19 protein-coding genes are annotated in these 25,607 nt (G+C 62.6%); 4 read left to right on the top strand and 15 right to left on the bottom strand.

What is annotated here, in order from left to right; genetic code table 11:
- Positions 1–195 precede the first annotated feature (195 nt).
- Positions 196–3,768 carry a reprolysin-like metallopeptidase gene (locus BLW21_RS07020; RefSeq protein ID WP_092738745.1) on the top strand — a complete coding sequence of 1,191 codons (3,573 nt, stop codon included), beginning with the start codon at positions 196–198 and terminating at the stop codon, positions 3,766–3,768.
- Between the two features lie 168 nt (positions 3,769–3,936).
- Here the strand turns inward: BLW21_RS07020 and BLW21_RS07015 are convergent, their stop codons facing one another.
- The 6 genes from BLW21_RS07015 to BLW21_RS06990 form a co-directional block, all read right to left on the bottom strand.
- A complete protein-coding gene (locus BLW21_RS07015; protein WP_139255114.1) occupies positions 3,937–4,434 on the bottom strand; it encodes a hypothetical protein in 498 nt (165 codons plus the stop codon).
- A gap of 112 nt (positions 4,435–4,546) precedes the next feature.
- Entirely contained in the window at positions 4,547–6,700 is a 2,154-nt protein-coding gene (locus tag BLW21_RS07010) for a helix-hairpin-helix domain-containing protein (protein ID WP_092738743.1), read from the bottom strand.
- Entirely contained in the window at positions 6,697–7,596 is a 900-nt protein-coding gene (locus tag BLW21_RS07005; RefSeq protein ID WP_092738742.1) for a hypothetical protein, read from the bottom strand. The genes BLW21_RS07010 and BLW21_RS07005 overlap by 4 nt, the downstream gene beginning before the upstream one ends.
- Before the next feature lie 246 nt (positions 7,597–7,842).
- Positions 7,843–9,180 (bottom strand): family 1 glycosylhydrolase, encoded by a 1,338-nt coding sequence (locus tag BLW21_RS07000; RefSeq protein ID WP_092738741.1) that lies wholly within the window; start codon positions 9,178–9,180, stop codon positions 7,843–7,845.
- 88 nt (positions 9,181–9,268) lie between these two features.
- Positions 9,269–10,999 (bottom strand): ribulokinase, encoded by a 1,731-nt coding sequence (locus tag BLW21_RS06995; protein WP_245711833.1) that lies wholly within the window; start codon positions 10,997–10,999, stop codon positions 9,269–9,271.
- A 182-nt stretch (positions 11,000–11,181) separates the two neighbouring features.
- Positions 11,182–13,488, bottom strand: a complete 2,307-nt coding sequence (locus BLW21_RS06990; protein WP_092738739.1) for a S46 family peptidase — start codon at positions 13,486–13,488, stop codon at positions 11,182–11,184.
- A 146-nt stretch (positions 13,489–13,634) separates the two neighbouring features.
- On the opposite strand from BLW21_RS06990, the gene yidD reads away from it, so the two are divergent.
- Positions 13,635–13,856, top strand: a complete 222-nt coding sequence (gene yidD, locus BLW21_RS06985; protein ID WP_092738738.1) for a membrane protein insertion efficiency factor YidD — start codon at positions 13,635–13,637, stop codon at positions 13,854–13,856.
- Positions 13,857–13,928: 72 nt separating this feature from the next.
- Here the strand turns inward: yidD and BLW21_RS06980 are convergent, their stop codons facing one another.
- Complete coding sequence (locus BLW21_RS06980; protein WP_092738737.1) at positions 13,929–15,032, bottom strand: aldose epimerase family protein; 1,104 nt, start codon at positions 15,030–15,032, stop codon at positions 13,929–13,931.
- Positions 15,033–15,160: 128 nt separating this feature from the next.
- Here BLW21_RS06980 and BLW21_RS06975 point away from each other — a divergent pair, with 128 nt between their 5' ends.
- Both BLW21_RS06975 and fbaA read left to right on the top strand, forming a co-directional pair.
- Entirely contained in the window at positions 15,161–16,069 is a 909-nt protein-coding gene (locus BLW21_RS06975) for an SdiA-regulated domain-containing protein (protein WP_092738736.1), read from the top strand.
- Positions 16,070–16,206: 137 nt separating this feature from the next.
- Positions 16,207–17,292 (top strand): class II fructose-bisphosphate aldolase, encoded by a 1,086-nt coding sequence (gene fbaA / locus BLW21_RS06970; RefSeq protein WP_092738735.1) that lies wholly within the window; start codon positions 16,207–16,209, stop codon positions 17,290–17,292.
- A gap of 167 nt (positions 17,293–17,459) precedes the next feature.
- Here the strand turns inward: fbaA and lgt (BLW21_RS06965) are convergent, their stop codons facing one another.
- The 8 genes from lgt (BLW21_RS06965) to BLW21_RS06930 all read right to left on the bottom strand — a co-directional run bounded on the left by lgt (BLW21_RS06965) (position 17,460) and on the right by BLW21_RS06930 (position 25,542).
- The gene (gene lgt / locus BLW21_RS06965; RefSeq protein WP_092738734.1) at positions 17,460–18,446 is read right to left on the bottom strand and encodes a prolipoprotein diacylglyceryl transferase; all 987 of its coding nucleotides are present in this window, start codon (positions 18,444–18,446) and stop codon (positions 17,460–17,462) included.
- A 226-nt stretch (positions 18,447–18,672) separates the two neighbouring features.
- Complete coding sequence (lgt, locus tag BLW21_RS06960; protein WP_092738733.1) at positions 18,673–19,677, bottom strand: prolipoprotein diacylglyceryl transferase; 1,005 nt, start codon at positions 19,675–19,677, stop codon at positions 18,673–18,675.
- 119 nt (positions 19,678–19,796) lie between these two features.
- Positions 19,797–20,096, bottom strand: a complete 300-nt coding sequence (locus tag BLW21_RS06955) for a hypothetical protein (RefSeq protein ID WP_092738732.1) — start codon at positions 20,094–20,096, stop codon at positions 19,797–19,799.
- Positions 20,089–20,673 carry an RNA polymerase sigma factor gene (locus BLW21_RS06950; RefSeq protein ID WP_245711832.1) on the bottom strand — a complete coding sequence of 195 codons (585 nt, stop codon included), beginning with the start codon at positions 20,671–20,673 and terminating at the stop codon, positions 20,089–20,091. The genes BLW21_RS06955 and BLW21_RS06950 overlap by 8 nt, the downstream gene beginning before the upstream one ends.
- A gap of 238 nt (positions 20,674–20,911) precedes the next feature.
- Complete coding sequence (locus BLW21_RS06945; protein ID WP_092738730.1) at positions 20,912–21,316, bottom strand: PIN-like domain-containing protein; 405 nt, start codon at positions 21,314–21,316, stop codon at positions 20,912–20,914.
- A complete protein-coding gene (locus BLW21_RS06940; protein WP_175470888.1) occupies positions 21,300–22,001 on the bottom strand; it encodes a DUF433 domain-containing protein in 702 nt (233 codons plus the stop codon). The genes BLW21_RS06945 and BLW21_RS06940 overlap by 17 nt, the downstream gene beginning before the upstream one ends.
- A 181-nt stretch (positions 22,002–22,182) precedes the next feature.
- Positions 22,183–24,156, bottom strand: coding sequence for an NAD(+) synthase (gene nadE, locus BLW21_RS06935; RefSeq protein ID WP_092738728.1), 1,974 nt, complete (start codon positions 24,154–24,156; stop codon positions 22,183–22,185).
- A gap of 93 nt (positions 24,157–24,249) precedes the next feature.
- Complete coding sequence (locus BLW21_RS06930) at positions 24,250–25,542, bottom strand: M1 family aminopeptidase (RefSeq protein WP_139255113.1); 1,293 nt, start codon at positions 25,540–25,542, stop codon at positions 24,250–24,252.
- Between the last annotated feature and the right edge of the window lie 65 nt (positions 25,543–25,607).

Here is a 25,607-nt window from a genome sequence, read left to right as displayed (position 1 = left end):
CAGCGGCGGAATAGTAATCCGGGATGCGCTTTCGTTTGGCTGACCTATTTTCGGCTGATCTACTTGCTAAATCCGGCTGCCATTTTAGCAGAAAATCCGACAGGCTGCCGACAAATATCATATCTTGAGGGCGTTTTCTTTGCTAATGCGGAGGATGCGCCCTCTTTCTATTCTTTCTCACCCTTCTGTTTCTTTATGCAATTACTTTCTACTCTGCTACGGCAAACGTGGCGGCCGCTGCTGGCCGGCTCGGCACTGCTACTGGCGGGCTCATCGGCGGCTCAGGCCCAGCGCGTGCTGTGGGCCGATGCGCCGCAGGTACCCGCCCAGGCCCGCGCCGCTACGCAGGCACTCAGCCACTTCCGGTCGGTAAGTTTTCAGCTGGACGCCGTGCGCGAAGCGCTGAAAACAGCACCACTGGAGCGCACCGGCAACCGGGGCCCGGCCACGGTTATTTCGCTGCCCCTGCCCAACGGCACCTCGCAGCGGTTTCGGGTAGAGCAGGTGCCGGTAATGGCTCCGGCGCTGGCCGCCCGCTACCCCAGCATCCGCACCTACGTGGCCCAGGGCCTCGACGACCCCTCGGCCACGGCCCGGCTTGATATAACGCCCGCCGGCTTCCACGCCCAGATTCTGGCCGTCGGCTACACCGTCTACATCGACCCGACGGCCAAGGGCAGCAGCACCCATCTCGTGTTTGAGCGGCGCAACATGCTGATGCCCGCCTTCACCTGCGCCGTACCCGCGCCCGACGGCAACGAGCCCGAAATAAAGCTGAGCGCCGCCCAGCGTGCGGCCGTAGCCAACGGCACCACCCTGCGCACCTACCGGCTGGCGCTGGCCGCCACGGCCGAATACTCGGCCTTCCACGGCGGTACCAAGGAGTCGGTGATGGCGGCCTTCGCCACCACGATGAACCGCATCAACGGTATCTATGAGCGCGAAGTGGCCGTGCGCATGGTGATAGTGCCCAAGAATGACACCCTGATTTTCTTTGACGCTGACACCGACCCGTACACCAACAACAACGGGAGTGCCATGCTTAACCAGAACCAGACGACCGTTGATACGCGCATCGGCAACGCCAACTACGACATCGGCCACGTGTTCAGCACCAACGGCGGGGGCGTGGCCCAGAAACCCTCGGTGTGCATCAACACGGGCAAGGCCCGGGGCGTAACGGGCACCAACAGCCCCATCGGCGACGCCTTCGACGTCGACTACGTAGCCCACGAAATGGGGCACCAGTTCGGCGGCGACCACACTTTCAACAGCCAGACCGGCAGCTGCGGCGGGGGCAACCGGGCCGCCGTTTCGGCCTACGAGCCGGGCTCGGGCACCACTATCATGGCCTACGCCGGCATCTGCGGGGCTGATAACACCCAGCCCAACTCCGACGCCTTCTTCCACTCGCGCAGCTTCGACCAGATTGTGGCCCACATTACCCGGGCGCAGGACTGCTCGGCGGCCACGGCTACCGGCAACACGGCCCCGGCCGTGAATGCCGGCCGCAACTACGCCATTCCGGTGCGCACGCCTTTCACGCTCACTGGCTCGGCCACCGACGCCAACAACGACGCCCTCACCTACTCGTGGGAGCAGTACAACCTGGGGCCGGCCGGTGCGCCCAACGCGCCCGAGGGCGACGCCCCCCTGTTCCGCACCTTCTCTCCCACCACCAGCCCCAGCCGCACTTTCCCGCGCCTGAGCGACATCTTGAACAACACCCAAACCCGGGGCGAGCTGCTGCCAACTTACGGCCGCCGCCTCATTTTCCGCCTCGTGGCCCGCGACAACCGGACCGGCGGCGGTGGGGTTGATTACGACTCGATGAACGTGGTCGTGGTGCCTACGGCTGGTCCTTTTGTGGTAACGGCTCCCAACTCGGCCAACACGAACTGGCTGGTAGGCTCCCCGCAGCAGGTAAGCTGGGACGTGGCCAACACCACCCAGGCCCCCATCAGCGCCGCCAATGTGGACATTCTGCTCTCGACCGATGGCGGCCTGACCTTCCCGACTACGCTGCTGGCTAACACCCCCAACGACGGCTACGAAACGCTGACGCTACCGGCCAGTGTGGCCGCTACCGCACAGGCCCGCATCAAGGTGCAGGCCACGGGCGGTATTTTCTTCGACGTGTCGGACCGTAATTTCAAAATTGACGTGCCCACCGGGCCAACCTTCTTCCTGCAGGGCCCGGCCGGACCGGCCAGCGCCCTGCGCTTCTGCGCCGGCAACTCGGGCACGGTGGCCCTCACCGTGGGCCAGCTCCAGGGCTTTACCGGCCCGGTAACACTGGCCGCCACCAACCTGCCGGCCGGCGTAACGGTTACCTTCCCCGCCGCTACCGTGGCGGCCGGCACCAGCACCACAGCCACCATCACGGCCGCTGGCACGACGGCCGCGGGTACCTACACGCTGCAGCTGACGGGTGTCAGCGGCACCGACACGCGCACGCTTGATGTGCCGCTAACGATTCTGCCAGGCATTACCCAGGCCCCGACCATCACGGCCCCGACTACGGCCAGCACCCGCACCACGCTACGCCCGCTCATCAGCTGGTCGCCGGTGCCCGACGCTACCGGCTACGAGGTGCAGCTGGCGCTTGATGCGGCCTTCACCACGGGCGTCATCACGCAGACCATCAGCCCGGCCAACTCGTTCGTGCCAAACCAGCTGCAGGCTTCCACCCAGTACTTTGTGCGGGTGCGGGCTGTGGGCGGCTGCGGGGCGGGTCCGTACTCGGCCGTGACCAACTTTACGACCGGTACCCAGACCTGCCAGACGCTGGCTGCCACCAATGTACCGCTCACCATTTCGGCTACGGGCACGTCAACTGTTACGTCGATTATCGCCGTAACCAGCACCAACCGCACCTCCAACATTCGGGTGCGCAACCTGGCCATCACGCACCCCGACGTGAGCGAGCTGGAAATTTCGCTCACCAACCCCGCCGGCCGTCGGGTGGTGTTGTTCACTGGCAACTGCTCGGGTGCCAACCTAAACCTGAGCTTCGACGATGCCGCTACTGCCGCCATTGCCTGCCCACTGGTAGCCGGCACCACGGTACGGCCGCTCAACTCGTTTGGCGAGCTGCTCAACCAGCCAGCCAACGGCAACTGGACGCTCACCATTATCGACAGTAAGCCCGGCAACGGCGGCACGCTCACGGGCTGGAGCCTGGAAGTATGCACTTCGGATGAGTTGCCCCTGGCGCCTACCTCGCTGACCGCTCTGGCGCCGATGGCTACCGCCACGGGCGCCGATATCGACCTGATCTGGCTCGATAACGCTACCAACGAAACCGGCTACGAGATTGAGCGCGCGCTGGCCCCCTCTACTACCTTCACCAAGGTAGGCACCGTGGCCGCCGGCTCTACGTTCTTCACCGACAAGGTGACGACCAACGGCCAGTTGTGCTACCGCGTGCGGGCCATCAACACGGCCGGCGCCTCGGCCTACTCGAACCAAGCCTGCCAGACGGTTTCAGTGATTACGCGTGCCGTAGCTGCCGCCCTGCAGGGCATTGAGGTAGCCCCGAACCCCAGCACCGGCCTGTTCCGGGTACGCATCGGCAACGACCAGCGCGGCCCCGTCACGCTGCGCGTCACCGACGCCGTGGGCCGGGTGGTGAAAACCCAGACCCTGACCAAGGGCGCGGCCGAGCTGCAAACCAGCCTCGACCTGAGCCCGCTCGGCACCGGCATCTACCAGCTGCACCTCGACCTGCCCAACGGCACGAGCGTGGTGCGCCTGCTGAAGCAGTAGAGCTTAGAGCTTAGAGCTTAGAGCTTAGAGCTTAGAGCTTAGAAAAAACGGTCATCCTTCGCTTATGGGCGGGGGATGACCGTTTTTTTATGCGCTTTCGGGTGGTAGCATATCCGGCAAAAGATATTCGCTGCCGGGCTGTTGTCATTAACCACGCCGCTACCTTAATTACAGCCGAATTACAAACACAAAGCGCTTCTTGACAGTGCTTTCCTCCACCAGCACCCGGTCCCCGTCAGCTAGCGGTACGGGGAGGTGCACCGTAACTACTTCCGTATATAAGATACTGGTTCCCAGGCGCAACTGTTCAGGTTTTGAAACAGGGGATTGCCAGCGCACAATAGGGTGCCCGTCGGCCGCTTCCACCGTAATGGTGAAGTGCTCGGCAGAAGCTAACGCTGCCGTTGACCGCGACCAATAGCCGAGCAAGTAGCCACCTGGAGGCACTTTGGCAGCTTGCTCAGCTTGCTCTTCCTTGTTCCACCCTTCCTCGCGGGCCTGTTGCAGAAAGGCCAGGGCGCACTCGCGTGGACCACGGTACTGCACGTTCATCTCCAGGCCGTTACGGGTCACGTTATACACCTGGGGGTCGTCTTTGGTAACGGTAGGCTTGGGTAGCAGCGGCGGGTTAGGTGCTTGGGCGAATGCGTTGGCAGATACCAACATCGCTATCATAGAAAGGATAATTATCGGCTTCATAGAGGCAAGTTACACAGCTTCACTCTCAGCAGTGCCCTTAACCATTCGGAGAAGGGTTGTTGCTAATGTGGAACCTCCCCTAGAACCGGTACCGCAACTGGGCCTTCACGTCGGAGCGGCGGTTGCCCTGAATTTCGTCGAGGCCCGAGCCGACGGTGGTTTGGTGGCGGTAGTGGGTGTCGGCGTAGCGCAGCCAGAGCGTGAAGTGGCGGTTGACCTCGAACTGGGCCAGCACGTAGGTGCGGGTGCCCTGGCCCGAAAGCACCGGAATGGAGAAGGCGTAGAGCACGTCCTGCTCGAACACGTACTGGCGGGTGTCGTAGTCGTCGGTGTCGAAGAGGGCGTAGCGGGCCGAGAGGCGCAGGCGGCGCAGGGGCTGCACGGTTACGTCCTGGGCCAGCACGTAGCCGCGGCTAGCCGGGCCACCGTCTTCGCGGTAGCTGCTGCCCTGCACACGGGTGCGCAAGCTGAGTTGGGGCAGCGGGCTGGTGTCGTAAAACAGCAGCAGGCTGCGGCGCTGGGTGGGCACGGGCAGCGGCACGGCCCGCAGCGTATCGGCGTCGTAGGCTTTGGTACGCTGGCGCAGCTGCATATAGAGCAAGCTGGTTTTGCTGGGGCTGAAGGTGAGGCGCAGCAGCCAGTCGTGGCCGGTGCTGGGGGCGCCCACCTGGTAGCGTAGCCACGGGAAGCTGAACCGGTCGTAGTAGGCCGAGGCCTCCCAGCGCGGCGCGGGCCGCACTTTCAGGCCCACGTACAGCCCGTTTTCGTTGATGTTGCGCGTATTCTCGCCAAACGCATTGCCGTAGAGCGTGTGGAAGTTACGGGCGTAGTGGCGCTGCAGCACCGACACATCGACGGCCGGCGAGAGGCTGGCCAGCAAGCCGTTCACGGTGCCCAGGCCGCCGCTGGTGCTGCGGGCCGTTTCGCCGAACAGCAGCAGGTTGCGCCACACGTAGCTGTAATGCGCCCCCAGGGCCAGGTTGTGGTCGCCGCGCAGCTCGTACTGGTTGTATAGCTCGTCGCGGCGCTGCAGGGGCTTATCGAACTGGGTGTTGATGGCGGTGGCGCCCAGCTGCAGGTCGCCGCTCAGGCTGGTGTACTGGGCGTGGCCGCCGAGCACGGTTTCCTGCAGGGCGTTGCGGTTAGCCAGTTCGGTGGGCGTACGGTGGAAACCACTCAGCTGTAAGCCCGAAGTAAACTCGCGGAACTCGGCCAGCGAATCCTGGGCCTGCTGGATAGAAGCATCGACGCGCTTGCGCGAGCCGAACACGGTGGCCCGCACCGTGGGCGTAACGGCCACCGTGGCCGCCGCGCCCCGAAAAAACGAGTTTTCGAGCACCGAGGCGTAGGGCCGCACGCCCACCGAGCTGCGACGCACGGTGGTAATGGTTTCGGCCCCCTTGCCCACCACAAACCCCGACGACAGCAACAGCCCCTGCCCAAATTGCAGCTGATAGTCGCCCAGCGCCAGCGTTTTGAGCCGGCCCCGCTCCTGCACCACGAAGTGGGCCGAGTAAAAATCGGCCCCGTAACGGCGGGTGTTAGGGCTCCAGATGAGTTGTTCGCCGGCGTCTTTCTCGGCCGTGAAACCCAGGCTGAAGTCGCGGCTCCGGCTCACGCGGTAGCGCAGCAGCAGCTTGTCGGGCGAACCCAGGTAGCGGGTGGCGGGGCGGCCGGTGCTGGTCGTATCGGCGCGGCTGTAGCCGGGGCGGCCCTGCACGGTGCGCTCGTAGCGCAGAAACAGGGCGTTGTTTTCTTCCTGCCCAATGCGCTGCCAGAGGTTGCCGCGCACCGCGTTGGGGTCCGTCGTCAGCACGGCCACGAAGGGCGCGATACGGTAGATAGTGCGCAGATCGAAGCCCTCGACGCTTTGCAGCTCATACAAACTCAGCAGCAGGCCGGTGCGCTGACGGTGGTCGAGCAAGTGGGTTATCTGGGTTTCGGAAAGCAGCAGCAGGCTGCGCAGCTCGTCGCGGGTGGCCAGGTTGAGGTTAAGCGGGGTCTGGTAGTAGAGCAACAGCGTTTCATAGAGGTCCTCGTAGGCCACGCTGTTCTCGTCGCTCTGGATTTCGGCAAACAGCTCCTGCGTCAGCCGGTCGAGGTCGGGCACGGGCGGGCGCGGGTACTCCTGGGCCCGGGCCGTGGTGGCGCTTAGCAGGAGCAGCAGCACCAAGAGCAGCAGCGCGGGCAGCGGGCGCGCCAGCGGGCGGTCCAGCGGCGGGCACGGCTTCATGGTTTACCGGGCTTTTCCCACACGTAGGCGGCACTCAGCTGCTGGCTCAGGCCCAGCGCCTCGTGCCAGCCGGCGGCATAATCAATCCGGAATGCCCCGGTGCGCAGGCCCAGGCCGCCGGTAAGCTGGCTGGTGAGCGTGCTCAGGCCGGCGCGCAAGGCCAGGGCCGGCAGGGGCTGGTATTCGAGGCCGGCTTTGAAGTCGGCATCCTGCTCCACATCTTTTTCGGTTTCCAGCAGCAGCAGCACCTTGTCGGCGGGGCGCCAGGCCAGGCCGGCCCGCAGCACGGTGGGCAGGCGCTCGTCCTGGTATTCGGCCAAGCGGGCCTGGTTGAGGTTGTAGAGCGTGGCCCCGAAGGTGAGCTTGCGCGGAATGATATCGGCCTGCCCCCCCAGCGAGGCAGCCACGGCCCGGCGGCTACCGAGGCCCTGAATGCTGGTTTGCAGCACCTCGGCTCGGGCCCCCACCCGCACGGTGCCCAGCTGGTAGCCGTAGCCCAGCCCCAGCCGCTGCTCGGAGTACAGCGTGCCCCCAAAACGCTGCGCCGTAACGCCCACGGTGCCGTAGCGCGGCGCCTCGGCACCGGCTATGGCGGCTGCCACGCCCGCCACTGGTGCGGCCAGAACATCGGCGCGGCGATAGCCGATGGGCACCGCTACCACCAATGAAACCGTGTTGAGAGTGGGCAGTAAGTAGCGGTTTTCAGCCCCCACTGCTACCGTGGGCCGGCTAAGCAGGCCGAGCGCGGCGGCGTTGCTGGCGCCGGCCCAGCCATCGGCCTCCAGCACGGTGCCAATCTGCCCCAATGCGGCCGAGCGGGCACCCCACAAGCCCTGCGCGCGCGACGCAAGCGGCAGCCCAGTCAAAAGAACTACCAGAAAGTAGAGTTTCGCCATACAGTGGCCGTTAAGCAGTTGAGCTGCTGGAAAGTAGCCACTCTATTTCGTTCTTACAAATATGGTAGGATTATTTTTTCATAGATTATGCAAGAAGCCAGAAGAAACTACCTTCATCCTGACGCAGGAAAGACCTTATCTCACCAGAAGTACCGTATTAACGATACTTTCTGGTAGAATAAGGTCCTTCCTGCGTCAGGATGACAGGTGGTTTATGCTAAACCCCAGCCTCTCGCTTATCAAAGTCTAAATCTCCACTTTCAGCGTGGCCGGGCGGCTGGTTTGCTCGAACAATTCGCCGTGGGGAATAATGGCAATCTGGCCGTATTCCTGCAGCAGCCGCTTGTAGGCCGCGGCTACGGGGCGGGGGTTGCGGTCCATATCGAAAAGGCCGCAGGCGTTTACGGTGCCCTCCTTCACCTCCAGGCCCCGGTTCCAATCGACCTGGTCGATGAGCGAGTACCAGGTGAAACCGAGCACGGGCACCCCGATTTTGCGCATCTGCAGAATGTTCACCCACTGCTTCCAGAGCCAGATTGGCGCCTCATTGGGGTCGAAGATGTTGGTTTCGGTGTGCATCACCGGCTTGCGGTAGCGCAAGTAGTAATCGTGGGTGATGTTGAACCAGCCCATTACATCGGAGGCCACCAGCACTTCGCCATCGGGCAGAATCATGCGCTCGTTGCGACCGTAGTAGTCGTTGCCCATAATCTGGTATCCCGGAGGCTCACCGACCATAAACCAGTCGTACTCTTCCTGGGTAAGGCCGTTTTTGCGCAGGTAGGAGACTACCTCGCCGTCGGGATGATGGGCGTAGAGCAGGTCGAGGGCCAGGAAACGCAGCTTGTTTTCCAGCTGAATATGGGGCGTGCGCTCGGTGCGCAGCTCGTGGGTGTACTCGGCCGATTCGCTCTGCACAATCACGCAGTCGGGGCGGTGCTTGGCAATTTGCTGGTTGCCCATAATGGAGGCCGCCACCATGTGCTTGATGGCCGTCACGAAGGCCTCGTCCGAGCGCAGTTGTTCGTTCCAAATGCCGTCTTTGGCACTCAGCTTGGCCGTTACGTAGATTTCGTTGATGGGCGTGTAATAGCGCACCCACGGATAGCGCTGGGCCACGGCGCCGCAGTATTCGGCAAAGTGCACCGGTAGCTCGGGGTTCTGGAAGTTACCCAGCCAGTCGGGCACCCCGAAGTGCATCAAATCGAGGATGGGCGTGATTTCCAGCCGCTGGATTTCGGCCATTACCTTATCGGCAAACTCCCAGTCGTACTCACCGGGGCCCTTGTGCATGCTGTAGTAGGGCAGGCCATAGCGCAGTACCTTCAGGCCCATATCCTGCACCAGCTGCAGGTCTTTCTTCCAATGCTCGTAGTGCCCGCACTCTTCGAGCAGGTCGCGGCGCACTTTACCGTGTTCGATGGTGGGGTACGAACACTCGATGCCGGTGGCAAACATGAAGTTGCCCGGCGAGCCGGTGGGCAGGCCCTGGCCCGAAGCGCCGTTGGCCCCTCCGTGTTCGTCGCCCTCGTAGTTGCCACTACCGAAGTGTTCTTTAATTTCCGTCAGAAAGGATTTAGCCATGTATACGAAGGGGGTGTAAGCACGCGCGATTAGGCAGCGCGCTGGGTAGTACGCACGATTAACCGTCCAAGTCCAATTTGTTCCCGAATTAGGTGCCGGCCGGACTTTCGGGGCCGGGCGTGGTGGCTTCGATAAACTCGCCCAGCGCCCGGTATTCGGCGTAGCGGGCGTGGTAGGCTGCTGCCCGTTCCGGGTCGGGCTGGTAGTGCTCCGAAAAGCCGCTGCCCATGGCCTGCTGGGCCGCCGCCACGCTGGCATAGCAGCCAGCGGCTACGGCCGCATACATGGCCGCGCCCAGGGCCGGGGCCTGCTCCGAAGCCACTACCGCAATGCGCCGGCCCAGCACGTCGGCCAGCGTCTGCATCAGGTAGGCCGATTTTTTGGCCACGCCCCCCACGCCAATGATTTCCTTGATGACGATGCCCTCCTGCTCGAACCGCTCCAGAATCCGGCGCGAGCCGTAGCACAGGGCCTCTACCAAAGCGCGGAATATTTCGGGGGCGCTGCTGCCCATAGTCAGGTTGCGCAATGCGCCCTGCAGTTGGTGGTTGGCGTCGGGCGTGCGGCGGCCGTTCACCCAATCGAGGGCCAGCACCGGGCTTTGCGCGAAGGGCAGGGCCTGAGCGGCTTCGGTGAGCAGGCCCAGCAGGCTGCTTTCGGCTTCCTGCCGCAGCTGCTCGCGCTGCTTGTCGTTGAGGCTGTCGGCGTGGGCCAGCACGGCGGCCAGCGGCCAGCGGAGCAGCTCCTCGAACCAAGCCAGCAGGTCGCCGAAGGCCGACTGGCCGGCCTCCAGGCCCACCAGCCCCGGCACCACCGAGCCCTCCACCTGCCCGCAGATACCGGCCACCGGCGCCCGGCTGGCCAGGTCGGCGGGCGGCACCACCACGATGTCGCAGGTGCTGGTGCCCATCACTTTTACCATGGCATACGGCGTGATGCCCGCCCCTGCCCCACCGGCGTGGGCGTCGATGGTGCCCACGGCTACCACTGTTTCGGGGCGCAGGCCCAGCTTTTTGGCCCACTCGGGGCTCAGGGTGCCGGCGGCTTCGTCGGCGGGGTAGGTTTGCTGGTAGAGGCGGGCGCGCAGACCGGCTAGCTTGGGTTCGAGCCGGACCAGGAACTCTTCGGCGGGCAGGCCGTCCCAGTCGGGGTGCCAGAGGGCCTTGTGGCCGGCGGCGCAGCGGCTGCGCTTGAGCTCGGCCAGGGGCAGGCCGGTGAGTTCGAGCGTTAGCCAGTCGCAGTGCTCCAGCCACGCGTGCGCCGCCCGGGCCACCCGCTCGTTGCAGCGGGTGATGCGCGTGATTTTCGACCAGAACCACTCCGACGAGTACACGCCACCCGAGTACTTCGTGTAGTCGGGGCCGCCCCAGGAGCGGGCCAGCTGGTTGATTTCTTCGGCCTCGGCTACGGCGGTGTGGTCTTTCCAGAGGATAAACAGCGCATCGGGCTCCTCGGCAAATTCGGACAGCAAGCCCAGGGGCCGGCCCTGCTCGTTCACGGGGCCGGGCGTCGAGGCGGTGGCGTCTACGGCCAGGGCAACTATTTGCGCGGGGTCTTCCACCAAGGCCACTACTTCGCGCACCACCTGTTCGAGGCCTTCGAGGTGGTCGAGCGGGTGCTGGCGGAACTGGTTCAGGTCGGGGTCGCAGAACTGGCCGGCATCCCAGCGCGGGAAGGGCCGCACGGCCTCGGCCACCTCGCGGCCGGTGGCTACCTCCACAAGTAAAGCGCGCACCGAGCTGGTGCCAAAATCGAGGCCGATGACGTATTGGGGGCTGGTTTGCATAGCGGTACGGGAGTGGTGGGAGGACTTCAACATACGACTTCCGCTAAACAAACGACGCAAAAAGCCCCCGCTGCCGGGTGGCAACAGGGGCTTGTAGGGGCGGGGCTTGTCTCCGCCCACTGTTAACGATTATCGTTGAAACGGTGCGAATGGCGGGCGGGGATAAGCCCCGCCCCTACCGCGGGCAACGTAATTATCCAGCGCAGCGCCGGGCCTTACATGCGGGCGGCTTCCTTCTTGTTTTTACGCTTGATTTTAGTTTTACCGCCGTTTTCGGTTTTTACCTTCATCTTCTCCACGTCGCTCATATCGGCGCCCATTGAGCTGTTCATGGCCGAGGCAGCACCCACGCCGGGGCTGGGGCCGTTGTTTTGCAGCGTCATTTCGTCTACGAGGTGCTTGGCACCACCCAGCTTCTCAACGCACCACAGCACGTAGCGGATGTCCACGTTGATGCAGCGCTTGAGTTCGGGGTCGTAGGCCAAGTCGCCGGTCATGGCTTCCCAGTTGCCATCGAAGGCCAGGCCAATCAGCTCGCCGCGGCCGTTGATGACGGGCGAGCCGGAGTTGCCGCCGGTGATGTCGTTATCGGTGATGAAACCTACGGGCAGTTGGCCGTCCTTGTCGGCGTAGCGGCCAAAGTCTTTGGCCTTAATCAGGGCCAGCTCTTTGGCGGGCACCACGAACTCGGGGTTGGTGGGGTCCTGCTTTTCCAGAATGCCCTGGGCGGTGGTTTTGTAGTCGTAGTGCACGGCGTCGCGGCCGTTGTAGGGGCGCACGGTGCCGTAGCTCAGGCGGATCGTCGAGTTAGCGTCGGGCGAGTATACCTTTTGGGAGTTCTTTTCGCGCAGGGCGGCTACGTACAGGCGGTTGGCGCGGCCCAGGCCGGCCTGCGAGGCCTGCAGTTTGGGGGCAATGTTCTGCACATAGTTCGAGTACACCGACTGGTAGGTTTTGTAGGCTGGGTCGGCTTCGAGCTTGGCTAGCGTTGGGTTGGCCAGAAAGGCGTTTACCTTGGCTTCCGAGGTCAGGAAGGAGTTGCTGAACACGTAATCGGCGTACTTCTGCATCGAGCCGCCGTACTGCTTTTTCACCGTGGCAAATACGTCGGGCTGCTGGGCAGCGGGCACATCCTGCATATACAGGTTCAGCAGGGCCGCAAACACCTTCTGGTCGGTGGGGGCGCTGTAGTCCTTGAAGTAGTCTTTCACCGGCTCGCGCAGGGCTTCGGTGGCCTTGCTGATGGCGCCTTTGTCGCCGCTTTTCAGGGCATTGGCCAGCGGCATCATGCGGGCAGAAAGCGTTACGATTTCGGTGCCGAAAGCGCCTTCGTTCACGTACTGGCTGCTCAGGTTGTACTGGCGCTGCACTTTGTAGGCCTGCTCAATCGTGCCCAAGGCCTCGCCGTACTGCTGCTGGCGGGTGGGGTCCTGGGCAATCCACTGGGCCAGGGCAGCCTCCTCGGCCTTCTTGGTATCAACAGTTTTCAGGCGGTTCATGCCCTCGTTCTGGCCAATGAAATACTTCCAGTAGTTGGCAATGTTGGCGTACTTGCTGGCGTACTGCAGGCGCAGGTCGGGGTTTTTGTCCATGTCGGACTTCCAGATTTTGAGGCGCGTGTCGCGGAGCTTGATGCGGGCCGGGTTGCTTTCGTCGAGCGTGAGCTGCAGGCCGGCGGCGGGCAAGAAACGCTGGGTGCGGCCGGGGAAGCCGAACACCATCGCGAAGTCGCCTTCCTGGATGCCATGCATGGCGACGGGCAGGTGCTTTTTGGGCACGTAGGGCACGTTATCGGCCTGGGTGCCGGCGGTGGGTTTGTTGTTTTTGTCGGCGTACACCCGGAACATCGAGAAGTCGCCGGTGTGGCGGGGCCACATCCAGTTGTCGGTGTCGCCACCGAACTTACCCACGGCCTCGGGCGGCGCGCCCACCAGGCGCACGTCGCCGAAGCGCTGGTAGATGAACAGGTAGTACTCGTTGCCGCCGAACATGTCGCGCACGTATGCTACGTACTGGCCGTTTTCCTTGGCAGCCTCGGCGGTTTCGCGCTGGCGCTGCTGGATGGTGGCCATACGCTCGGCCTCGGGCGTGGCGGCCGTAATGCCTTCGAGCATCTTGCCCGTCACGTCTTCCATGCGCACCAGAATATCCACGAACAGGCCGGGGTTCTTCTTCTCATCGGCCTTGGTGGCGGCGTAGAAGCCGTTTTGCAGGATGTTGTCTTGGGGCGTGCTGTTGCTCTGGATGGCGTCGTAGCCGCAGTGGTGGTTGGTGAGCAGCAGGCCCTGCGAGCTCACGAACTCGCCGGTGCAGAAGCCGCCGAGCTGCACCACGGCATCTTTCAGCGAGGCATTGTTGACATCGTAAATTTCTTCGGCCGTCAGCTTGAGGCCCTTCTTCTGCATGTCGGCCTGGTTGAGGCGCTTGATGAACATGGGGAGCCACATGCCCTCATCGGCGCGGGCCGTGAAGGGAAGCAGCAACGTCAGCAGCAGGGCTTTGGCCCAGTGATTGGTGCGCATAAGTAGAGTGATGGTGGGAAATATGTTTGGGCGAAGTTACGGAATTGTGCTTGTAGCATTTCCCACAGAGGAGCGCGGAGGAGAACTGCAGAGGTCCACAGAGCTGTTCTGCGGGAAATGCCAACAGGCCGTATCTTCGACCAACCATGACGTACCTGTTTCGCCAGCTGCTGCTGGGCCTGCTGTGGGTGTACCGCCACCTGATTTCGCCGCTCAAGCCGCCCAGCTGCCGGTTCGTGCCTACCTGCTCGGCCTATGCCGTGGAGGCCATCGAAAAGCACGGCCCCTGGCGCGGCGGCCGGCTGGCGCTACGCCGCATCGGCCGCTGCCACCCCTGGGGCAGCTTCGGCGAGGACCCGGTGCCTTGATTTTTTAAGCTGTTAGCTGAAAGCTATTAGCTGTTAGCTTGCGTTCATCGAGACAAAGCTAACAGCTGTCAGCTAATGGCTAAAAGCTAAAATTGTGCTGGTGCGCAGGGTTTGGCCGGGGCGCAGGATGGTGCTGGGGAAGTGGGGGTGGTTGGGCGAGTCGGGGAAGTGTTGAGTTTCGAGGCAGAAGCCGGCGTGCGGGCCGTACACCTGGCCGTTTTTGCCCGTTAGACTGCCGTCGAGCTGGTTGCCGGAGTAGAACTGCAGGCCCGGCTGGTCGGTGCGCACCTCCAATGTGCGGCCCGAGACGGGCTCGTACACGTGGGCCACTGGGCGCATTCCGTCGCCGTCAAGCACCCAGTTGTGGTCGTAGCCGGCGGGCGGCGGGCCGGGCACCCGGGCAATGCGCCCCCCGATGGCGTGGGCCTGCCGGAAATCCATCGGCGTACCCGCCACCGGCCGCAGCTCGCCGGTCGGAATCAGCTGATCATCGACCACGGTGTAGCTGTTGGCATTCAGCGTCAGCTCGTGGGCCAGCACATCTTCCGATTGGCCCGCGCTTAGATTGAAGTAGCTATGGTTGGTGAGGTTGACTGGCGTGGCCTGGTCGGCGGTGACGGAGTAGTCGAGGCGCAGTGCGTTATCGGCGGTGAGCGTATACACGACCGTCACGGCCAGGGTGCCGGGGTAGCCTTGCTCGCCGTCTGGGCTGGTGTAGTGTAGCGTGAGGGTCTGGCCGGCAGCGGAGGTGCCGGGCGCGGCCTGCCACACCACTTTATCGAAACCGCGCGGGCCGCCGTGCAGGTGATTAGGGCCGTCGTTGGTGGCCAGCTGGTAGTCCTTGCCATCGAGCGTGAAGCGGCCCCGGGCAATACGGTTGCCGTAGCGCCCAATCAGGGCCCCAAAGTAGGGCGATTCGCGCAGGTACTCGTCCAGCGTATCAAAACCCAGCACCACATCGCCCGGCTGGCCGGTTTTGTCGGGTACCAGCAGCCGCGTGATGATGCCGCCGTAGCTGCTGATGCTGGCCTGCATGCCGTGGGCGTTGTGCAGCGTAAACAGGTGCACGGCCGTTCCGTCGGGTGCTTCCCCGAATGGTACCACTGTGGGCCCGGTGGCCGGGTGGGCAGTAGTGGTGGGTTTCCCGGAGTTGGGGAGGAAGGAATTGGTAGCCATCGGGGAAGAAGGTGAACGGACCAGTGCCGGCCCGGACCCAAAGATACCCTTGCGGCCGCAGGGCCGTATACCGGGGTTCGGCGCCGCCCATAGGCGGCGCGTTCGTTGTGCTACTTCCCTGTTTTCTTATGCGTGCATTCCTTGTTGTTCCTGCCCTGGCAGCCACCCTGCTCGGCAGCTGTTCCGAAGCCAAAACCAATCAGCCCGAAGGCCTGGCAATTGCCACTGCCGCCGACCCGGTTACCTCCGCCAAAGAGCAGGGCAAGAAGGGGAAAAAGGGCAAAGGCGACGACATTGATAACCTGACGAAAGTGGGCAAGATGAAGGAGGTACCCGAAAGTTCCGGCCTGGCCCTGACGGGTGAGCCCGGCACGTTTTACACCCACGGCGACGACGGCAACCAGCCCATTCTCTACAAGGTCGATGCCAAGGGCGAAGTGCTGGCTCGCATTGAGGTTCCGGTGAAAAGCCGCGACTGGGAAAGCGTAACGCGCGACAACGTGGGCAACGTGTACATCGGCGACGTGGGCAACAACAACAACAACCGCAAGGACCTGGTCATCCACCGCCTCAACCCGCTCAACCCGCAAATCGTCCAGGAAATCCAGCTGAAATATCCCGACCAAAACGAGTTTCCGCCCAAGAAAAAGGACCGCAACTTCGACGTGGAAGCCAGCCTCTGGCATGCGGGCCAGGTGTACCTGTTTACCAAGGACCGGGGCGAGGGCAAAACCAGCAAGGTGTACACCGTGCCCGACCAAGCCGGCAACTACACGGCCAGGCTGCAAACCAAGCTGGCCATTAACGGCCAGGTAACCGATGCCGCCCTGAGCCCCAACGGCCGCCGGCTGGTGCTGCTGGCCCGCGAAGAACTGTTCGTGTTCGAGGGCGACGACCTGGCCGCCATCCTGAAGGCCGCGCCGCGCCGGATTTCACTGAAGGGCGTGGGCCAGACCGAGGGCGCCGTGTTCACCACCGACCAGACGCTGTACATCAGCACCGAGCAGGGCAACCTGTTCACCTACCAATTCGAGTAGGTCGCCCCAACGTACCGTCTTCTGCGGTCCGTTGGGCCACTTTATTGGTCAGGGCGCTTTCTTTGAGTAAATTTGACCTAGCTATTCCCCATCCGACGCGCTTTACCCAACCGCGTCACTACCTCATTCCCTAGCAGATGGCTGACAACTCCACCCCTTCCGGCCTGCGGGCCGGCGTGCTGTACGGCGACGAAGTACAGCAGCTTTTCGAACACGCCAAGGCCAACGGCTACGCCCTGCCCGCCGTGAACGTAACCGGTACCGACACGGTAAACGCCGTGCTCGAAACCGCCCGCGACCTGAATTCGCCCGTCATCATCCAGTTCTCGAACGGCGGTGCGCAGTTCTATGCCGGCAAGGGCCTCCCCAACGATAAGCAGCAGGCCAGCATTGCCGGCGCTATTTCGGGGGCGCTGCACATTCATCTGCTGGCCGAAGCCTACGGCGTGCCCGTAGTGCTGCACACCGACCACGCCGCCAAAAAGCTGCTTCCCTGGATTGACGGCCTGCTCGAAGCCGGCGAAAAGCACTACGCCCAGCACGGCCAGCCGCTGTATTCCTCCCACATGCTCGACCTGTCGGAGGAGCCCATCGAGGAGAATGTGGAAACCTGCAAGAAGTACCTGGAGCGCATGGCCAAAATCGGCATGACGCTCGAAATTGAGCTGGGCGTAACCGGCGGCGAAGAGGACGGCGTGGACAACTCCGACGTTGATTCGAGCAAGCTCTATACCCAGCCTTCGGAGGTGGCCTACGCCTACGAGGAGCTTAGCAAAATCAGCACCCGCTTTACTATTGCCGCTGCTTTCGGCAACGTACACGGCGTGTACAAGCCCGGCAACGTGAAGCTGGAGCCGAAAATCCTGCACAACTCGCAGGAGTTCGTGCGCGAGAAGTTCAAGCTCGATGCCAAGCTGCCCATCAACTTCGTGTTCCACGGCGGCTCGGGCTCATCGCAGGAGGAAATCCGCGAGGCCATCAGCTACGGCGCCATCAAAATGAACATTGACACCGACATGCAGTGGGCGTTCTGGGACGGCATCCGCCAGTACTACCAAAAAAACGAAGCCTTCCTGCAGGGCCAGATCGGCAACCCCAACGGTGAAGATTCGCCCAACAAGAAGTACTACGACCCGCGCGTATGGCTGCGCAAGGGCGAGGAAAGCTTCGTCACCCGCCTCAAATCGGCCTTCGAAGACCTCAACGCCGCCAACCGCCGCTAAGCTGTTAGCTGTTAGCTGTTAGCTGTTAGCTGTTAGCTGTTAGCTGTTAGCTGTTAGCTGAAAAACGAAAAGGGCCCCGTACTCAATTGAGTGCGGGGCCCTTTTTCGTGCGAAGTAATTGAGGCTTCAGAACGAAAGCTAACAGCTATACGCTCTCAGCTAACAGCTTACTTCTTAGCAGCTGCTTCCTCGGCTTCGTATTCGGCCAGGTCGCGGGGGGCGTAGCCGTAGGGGTTTTCGGGGTTTTTGCCGGCGCGCCAGAGCACGTACAGGCCCATAAACACCAGCGGAATGCTCAGCAGCTGGCCCATGTTGAACTGCATGCCCTGCTCGAAGGCCACCTGATCTTCCTTGAAAAACTCGATGAAAAAGCGGAATGAGAACAGCAGCACCACGAACAGACCGAACAGCTGCCCGCGGGGCGTGCGCTCCCTGGTGCGGTTCCACATGCCGTAGAGCAACACGAACAGAAACACGCAGAACAGCGACTCGTAAATCTGGGTGGGGTGGCGCGGCACGGCCACCAGCGAATCGGCAGTCACGGTGGGGCCGGCTAGTTGGGCCGTTACCTTCACGTCGTCGTTGGGCTGGCGAAAGCGCTCCACCACGTAAGAACCGGCGGGGACGGGCTGGTCGGGGGCGAACCGCTGGAGGTGCTCGGTGTCGCGAGGGAATACGAAAGCCCAGGGCGCGTCGGTGGGGTGGCCCACGATTTCGGAGTTCATCAGGTTGCCGATGCGGATGAGTGCGCCGCCCACGGCCACCACCAGCACAATGCGGTCGAGGGTCCAGAGCACATCAAACTTGTTGTTGCGGCTGAACAGCCACACGGCGAAGATGATACCGATGGTCGCCCCGTGCGAGGCCAATCCGCCTTCCCATATCTTAAAGATACTCAAAAGGTTGTCTTTGTACTGAGGCCAGTCGTAGAAGAACACATGGCCCAACCGGGCACCGAGCACCGTACCAATCAGCACGTAAATGGTGATGACATCCACCCAGCGCGGCGACACTTTCTCGGAGCGGTAGATGTGGCTCAGAATGAACGTGCCCACTACGAAGCCCGACATAAACAGCAGCCCGTACCAGCGTAGCGTCAGCGGCCCGATGTGGGCAATAATAGGGTCGGGATTCCAGAGGATGGCACTCAGCATGAATAGGGCTACAAAAGGATGAGAAGAAGTCAAAGGTAGTTAGACAATGGGCTATGGGTTTCGCCAACCTACTTTCCTGCCCAAGTATCGTCGCTGAGAAGTTCAGCCTCGATGCCGAGCGGCCCATCAACTCCATATTGCAGGGCGGCCCGGGCTCCATTGGCTTTAGTGTTGGTTCGCCCTGTTACCCCAAAGGCGCCTGTACCCGATTGCGTATGAAACCATTCTACTTGGTATTCACAACAACTGAAGGCTGGCGGCCAACCGCTTCGTATTCGGCCAGGTCGCGGGGGGCGTAGCCGTAGGGGTTTTCGGGGTTCTTGCCGGCGCGCCAGAGCACGTACAGGCCCATAAACACCAACGGAATGCTCAGCAGCTGGCCCATATTGAACTGCATGCCCTGCTCGAAGGCCACCTGATCTTCCTTGAAAAACTCGATGAAAAAGCGGAACGAGAACAGCAGCACCACAAACAGGCCGAAAAGCTGCCCGCGGGGCGTGCGCTCCCTGGTGCGGTTCCACATGCCATACAGCAGCACGAACAGGAACACGCAGAACAGCGACTCGTAAATCTGGGTGGGGTGGCGCGGCACGGCCACCAGCGAACCAGCCACCACGGCGGGGCCGGCTGGTTGGGCCGTTACTGTGAGTTCGGTGGCACCGGGCGGGCGCTGGTACTTCACTACGTAAGTGCCGGCTGGCAGGGGCTGGTCGGGGGCGGATTTCTGAAGGTGCCCGGTGTCGCGGGGGAACACAAAGGCCCAGGGCGCGTCGGTGGGGTACCCCCCGATTTCGGAATTCATCAGGTTGCCGATGCGGATGAGTGCCCCGCCCACGGCCACCACCAGCACAATCCGGTCGAGGGTCCAGAGCACGTCGAACTTGTTGTTGCGGCTGAACAGCCACACGGCGAAGATGATGGGAATAGTAGCGCCGTGCGAGGCCAGGCCACCTTCCCATATCTTAAATATGCTCAGCAGATTATTTTTGTACTGTGGCCAGTCGTAGAAAAATACGTGGCCCAGCCGGGCGCCGATAACGGTGCCAATCAGCACGTAAATCGTAAGCACATCCACCCAGCGCGGCGACACCTTCTCCGACTTGTAGATGTGGTTCATAATGAAGGTTCCCACCACGAAGGCCGACATAAACAGCAGCCCGTACCAGCGCAGCGTCAGCGGCCCAATGTGGGCAATAATGGGGTCAGGATTCCAAAGGATGGCACTCAGCATAGCGAAGAGAAATATAAAAAATGAGATGGGCTAGCTGGCGTCAGTCAACGGGCTACGGGTTTTGCCAACCTGCTTTCCTGCTCAAGCGCCGGACATATTTGACCCTCCGCCGGATGCGGTTACTCGCCACCGAAGGGCGCCTCAAGCCAGTTACCGCTGTTTTGGTTTGCACTGCTCACTGAACCCAAGGCAGCATCGTCGCCACTCAGCAGCAGCAGTAAGCCCAGCATCACCGCGTAAGCGGGCCAGCGCAACCAGGCTTGCGCCGATGGGCGCGCAACGGCGCTGGCATTTACAAGGCGGGCGCGCACCCGGCTGTAGAAGTAGGGTCGGGGCCGGGCTTCGGGCTGAGCCTGCAGCTGGCGCAGCAGCTCGGTCCATTCCTCGTCGGCATCGGGGCGAGCAGCAGAATCAGGCATGGCGCGGGATGGGTTGAAGGTGGTTGCGAAGCGTTTTGCGGGCGCGAAACAGCAACGATTCCACGGCGGGCACCGTGGTATTGAGTACGGCGGCTATTTGCTCGTAGCTCAGCTCCTGCTCGTGGCGCAACGTGAAGGCTACCTGTTGCTGATCGGGCAGTTGGGCAATGCGCGCGCGCAAGATTTCTACCTGCTGCCGGCCTTCCATTTGCGCTTGGGGGTGCTCGTTGTCCATTGGCTCGTAGAGCACGCGGTTGTCGAAGCCCAGCAAGCTGGTGAAGTAGGCGAAGCGCTTGCGGGCGCGGGCCTGCCGGCGGTGCTTGAGGGCCCGCGAGGTAGCCAGCCGGTAGAGCCAGGTAGCCAGCGTCGATTCGCCCCGGAACCGGCCAATGGTTTGATAAACCTCCACAAATACATCCTGCGCCACATCTTCGGCTTCCTCCGGGGAACCAAGCAGGGCCAGCACAGTGCGGTAAATGCGGTTTTGGTACTGCTCTACCAGCGCACGAAATGCCACCTCGCTGCCCCGTTGCAACTGCGCTACCAACTCGGCATCAGCAGAAGCAATAGTGGACAAGGGTTTTTGAATGGCAGGCAGCGGAAAAGTATACACCCGTAGAACAGAAGGCGAGAAACAACACGTAACCAATTCCAGTCATTACCGCAAGTACCGGGAGTTACACAGGCTTAGGACCGGTTGGTGCAGAATACTTGCGGCGGGCCTTCCGATTAAATTACAACGCACTGTAATTCAAGCAACTATTTTAGCAACAACCACTACGCATGCTCATGCTCAACTTCACAGACCACTCGCCTTAGCCAAGGTCGAGCGGGTGTACGCTACCATCCACGTAGACTTTGGCCACAAAGGGCCGTGGGTGCCGCCCCACAAAGCGGCGCAGGCGCGGCAGGGCGCGCACAACGCATTCGGCCAAGCCCGCCCCGGTGAGGCCTTTAGCCACGAAAATAAAGGTGCCAGCCCCGCTGGCCCGCAGAACCTGCAGTTCGAGCGGGTTGTAGTGCAGCCGCCGCTCCTGGGTAAGCACGAAGCCGCCCCGGGCCGTTACGGCGGGCAGCCACTCGGCATCGGGCGTGGCGGCCTCAAACAGCTCGGCGTGGCGTAGCACTGGCGGGCCGGGCCGGCCCTGCAAGGCGGCGCGCACCAGCGCCGTGTCGAGGGTGCGGTCGAGGAAGAAAACGGGTTCAGGCGCCGAGCTCATACCGGAGGGCTTCTTCCACGGCCGCGGCCGGAAGGTTGAAATTACGGGCAATATCGAGTACCGCGTCGCCGGCGCGGTATTGGTCCACCACTACATCGACGGGCACGTAGGTGGCCGTGAGCACCGGCCGCCCAAAGGCCACCCGCGGGTCGACGACAAGGTGGGCCGGGGCGCCGTCGGGCACGAAGCCGGGGGTGCTGGCGTACACCGGAAACAGCCGCAGCGGGAAGCCATCGGCGGCCCGCTCGACGCGGCGCAGATATGCTTCTACCAGCTCGCGAATAGTTATCTGCCCCCGCCGCGAGGCGTTGATGAGCAGGTTGTCATCCTCCAGCGTGCGCACGAACAAATCCACGCCATCGGTTTCGAGCTGATGCTGGGCCAGCGGATGCTCGGCCTGTAGCTCCTCGCGCACAAACTGCACCGCGTGGCGCACCCGCTGCAGCGAAATACCATGCTGGTGCCGGATAGCGGCCAGCACATGTACTTCTACCAGATTCAGAAACGAGAGGCCGTCGGCGCTGGCCGGCTGCACCAGCGCGCCGTGCAGGTCGGTGGCGCGGGTCCAGGCCTGCACTGTGGAGGCCGCCAGCCCCGTAAGCTTCGCCACCTGCCGCGCCGAGTACAGCGGCAGCCGGTAGGCCTCGCGTTGCTGGTAGAGCTGCTCGAAAGTTGTTGGCGACACGAATTGCGCGGAATGGAGCTGTAAAAGTATCGGTTTTTAGCCGGAGGGCTTTTTTAGAGCTGTTAGCTGATAGCTGTTGGCTGTTAGCTTTCGTTCTGATAGTTGCCCGCGCCCTGCGGATGTCGAAGCAAGCCTGAAGGACCCAGGAAAGCTAACAGCTATCAGCTAATAGCTCCACTACCTACAGCGCCGCCAGTTCCTGGGTGTAGCCGCCGCTCAAAATCGGGAAGCGCAGCCAGGAGCGTGGGTCCACGTTGTAGTCGTCGAGGTGGAAAGCGGGGGCGTACCGTTCGCGCTTCCACTGGTTGCGGCTCCAGAGGCTGAAGAAGCGCTTGACGTAGGTTTTGAGCTGCTCGGGGTCGGCGGTGGGGTCTTCGTTAATGAGCGTGGCCAGCACCTGGGCCGGGGCCAGCCGGTCGTAGAAACCCAGCCGCTCAATGCGGTTGAGCAGCACGTAGGGCATCAGGTCGCGCTCATCGGTCTGGTTATCGGCCAGCGGGCGCAGCTCGGCGGTGGGCTGCAGGCCGTTCACCCGGCGCAGGCCAGGGTAGGCCAGCTCGGTTTCGGCCCAGCGCAGCCACTGCTTCACGAAGAACTTGTCGACGCCGGCGATGGGCGAGATGGAGCCGGCCGTGTCGCCGTCCATGGTGCAGTAGCCCACGCTGGCCTCCGAGCGGTTGGAAGTCGTCATCAGCAGGCAGTTCTGCACGTTGGCCAGCATCCAGATGGCGGGGGCGCGCACCCGGGCCTGAATGTTCTGCAGGGCCAGGTCATCGGTCTGCCAAGTGAGCGGCCGGCCCAGGGCCTGCTCAATCTTACCCACGTAGCCGCTCACCTCTTCGTCAATCTCCCAGTGATGAAACACGGCGCCAATGTCGTCGGCCAGTTCCTGGGCCGAGTTGAAGGTGTCGTCGGAAGAGTTGACGGTGCCCTGGTAGGCGCAGGTAAGCAGACGGCCGGTGATTTGGCGGTTCAGTTCGCGTTGATTGCCCGAAACGGCCTTCGTGCTGGCCAGCGGCAGGTTGCCGGCCGGCGCGGGGGTCGGCGAACCGTCGGCGGCCACCAGCTCGCGAGGAATGGGCACGGCTTGTTTCTCGCCAGTGATTTCCGCAATATCGGTGGCCGTGAAGCAGCCGGCGCGCCGCATGAACTCGGCCGTGCCCAACTCGGCCGTGCCCAGGCGCACCATTTCGGCCACCGCCACGGCGCACATGCTCGAATCGGCCCCGCCGCTCAAACTCAGCACGAAGCCCCGGCTGCGGGCCTTGCGCAGGTAGTCGAACAGCGCCAGGCTCAGGGCCTGGTTCAGCTCCAGATACTCGTCGGGCGCGGGCAGGGCCGGAATCTGCTCGGCCAAGGGCAGGTTAGCCGCAAAGTCCACGTCCACGCATTCCATATCCACTTCCTTGAAACTCAGCAGCTGGTTGCGCTGGAGCAAATGGCCGTTGCGGGCCACCAGAATCTCGCCGTCGTACACCATGCGGCCGGCCTCGTTGCCCAGCAGGTTGGCGTAGAGGTAGGTGCACTCGAACTTGCGCGAGGCCTGCAGCACCAACTGGTAGCGCACATCGGTCTTGCTCATGGCAAAGTGCGAGGCCGAAGGATTCACAATCAAATCCACCTTGCCCTTGAGGCGGCTGGCGGGCCGCACATCGTCGGGCCGCCACGCATCCTCGCAGATTTCGAACCCGAACCGCACGCCTTTATGCTCAAACGTGAGGTCGCCCAACGCCCACTCCTCCCCTTCCCACTGCACCGTCGTGGTTTCGCCGGCCGGCCACGGATGGAAGAACCGGGGCTCGTAGTGCACGCCATCGTTGGCCAGAAACTGCTTGGCCGCGAAACCCAGAATCTGCCCATCGCGCAGCACGGCGGCCGTATTGTAGGTGCGGCCGCTCAGGCGTACCGGCAGGCCCACCACCACGCAGATACCCTGCGTCCAGGGCCGGATGGTTTGCAGGTGCTGCAGCGCGCTTTCGGGCAGCCAGTCGCTCAGAAACAAATCCTCGCAGCCGTACCCGGTCAGGCACATTTCCGGCAGACACAGCAACTCGACATTGGCAGTTTTTGCCTGCGCTATGGCCGTCTGAATCGTGCGCAGGTTATGAGTCCAGTCGAAGGGAATCTGGTTGAGGGCGGCACCGGCTATTCGCATGGGGATGGATGAATTGGGGTGAACAACGGCGCGGCGCGGTGGCAAGCAGTGCTGCTACCGCCCCAACGCAGCGCAAAGGTCGGACAAAAGACCTCAACGGCCCACGCGCTCCAATTTCGCCCGCAGCCAAGTTCGCGCCTCCGGCCCTGCCTGCGCCTGCACCAGTTGCAACAACTCCTCAGTAGTGCTGGTGCGGCGGCCGGCGGCGGTGGCCAGCAGCTGAATAAACTGCTTGTCGCCCAGGTAGCCGTGCAGCGCCGCCAGCACCACCGTCCCCTTGTTGTAAATCACTTGCCGGAACACCTGGTAAGGGTGCTGGGAACTTTCAAAGCCGATAATGGCCGGTGTGCTGTCCGTCAGCGTTTGGGCTCGTTTATTCAGTTCGATGCGGTAGCCAGCCGTGTCGCCGCGGGCTTGCAGGTAGAGCAGGCTGGAGTAGGTGGCAACGGCTTCGTTCAGCCAGTCGTTGTAGTTGTGCACTGACCCTTCGCCCCACCACTTATGGCTGATTTCGTGGGCCAGAATTAACTCAGCCCCGCGCTGGCTCACGTTGAAATCAGGGTAAGTAATAACCGTCGCATCCTCGCGCAAGCCGAATGCGTCGCGGTCGGTACCGGGCAAAAGCACCGTGAACCGCTTCACCGAATCCTGCCGCCCAATCGTGCGGTTGTAGAAGCCGACAACATCCACCGCTTTGCGCAGCAGCAACGTATCAGCCCGCGTGGTGGTAGCACCCGCCTTCACTATTTGCACCTGCGGGCGCGCCGCAAGCGCCGCTCTGCTGAACTGCCGGCCTATGAGCGCCGTAATTTCAATCTGGCCCGTGCGCCCCCGAAACTGCCACGCGCCCGCGCCTGATTTTAGCAGGTCTGCAGAGCTTACCACCTGATAACCAGCCGGTACCTTCACGCGCAGCTCGTAGTCCACTGGCTCATACTCGCACAATGGCTGAAACGGCAACCAGCCGGTATGCCCACTAAACTCCAGCACGGCAGCAGTGGCAAATAGCGTATCCAGCGTGCCCGAGTAGCTTAGGCTCACGGTGCGGGCCTGCCGGGCACCCCGCTTAAAGCGCACCTCCACCCGCTGAAGCGTATCGGCGAAATAGGGATAATAACTGCGCGTTTGCCGCACCGAGGCCGCCCCTTTCGCTTGTACCTGCTGCACCCGGAAGGCCCGGTTCAGCCGCAACACCACCCGCGTGCTCGTATCGGCAGCGGGCAGCGTGAATTGGTAATGGCAATTGAAGCTACGGGTAGAGGGGTCGGCTCGCAGTTGCACCTGCACCTTCGGCAACTGTGGTTCTGCCTGGGCGCTACGCAACGTCAGCAGAACCAGTAGCAGGCCGAAGTATTGCTTTGCCAGCATAAGAGCAGAGGCATTCATCAGCAAATGGTTAAGGTATAATCGTATAAATATTGCGGACTAAGCACCGGTGCCAGCCAGCAACC

This window comes from Hymenobacter psychrophilus (assembly GCF_900107135.1).
GTDB lineage: Bacteria > Bacteroidota > Bacteroidia > Cytophagales > Hymenobacteraceae > Hymenobacter > Hymenobacter psychrophilus.
This window is presented reverse-complemented; position numbering and strand designations above follow the sequence as displayed.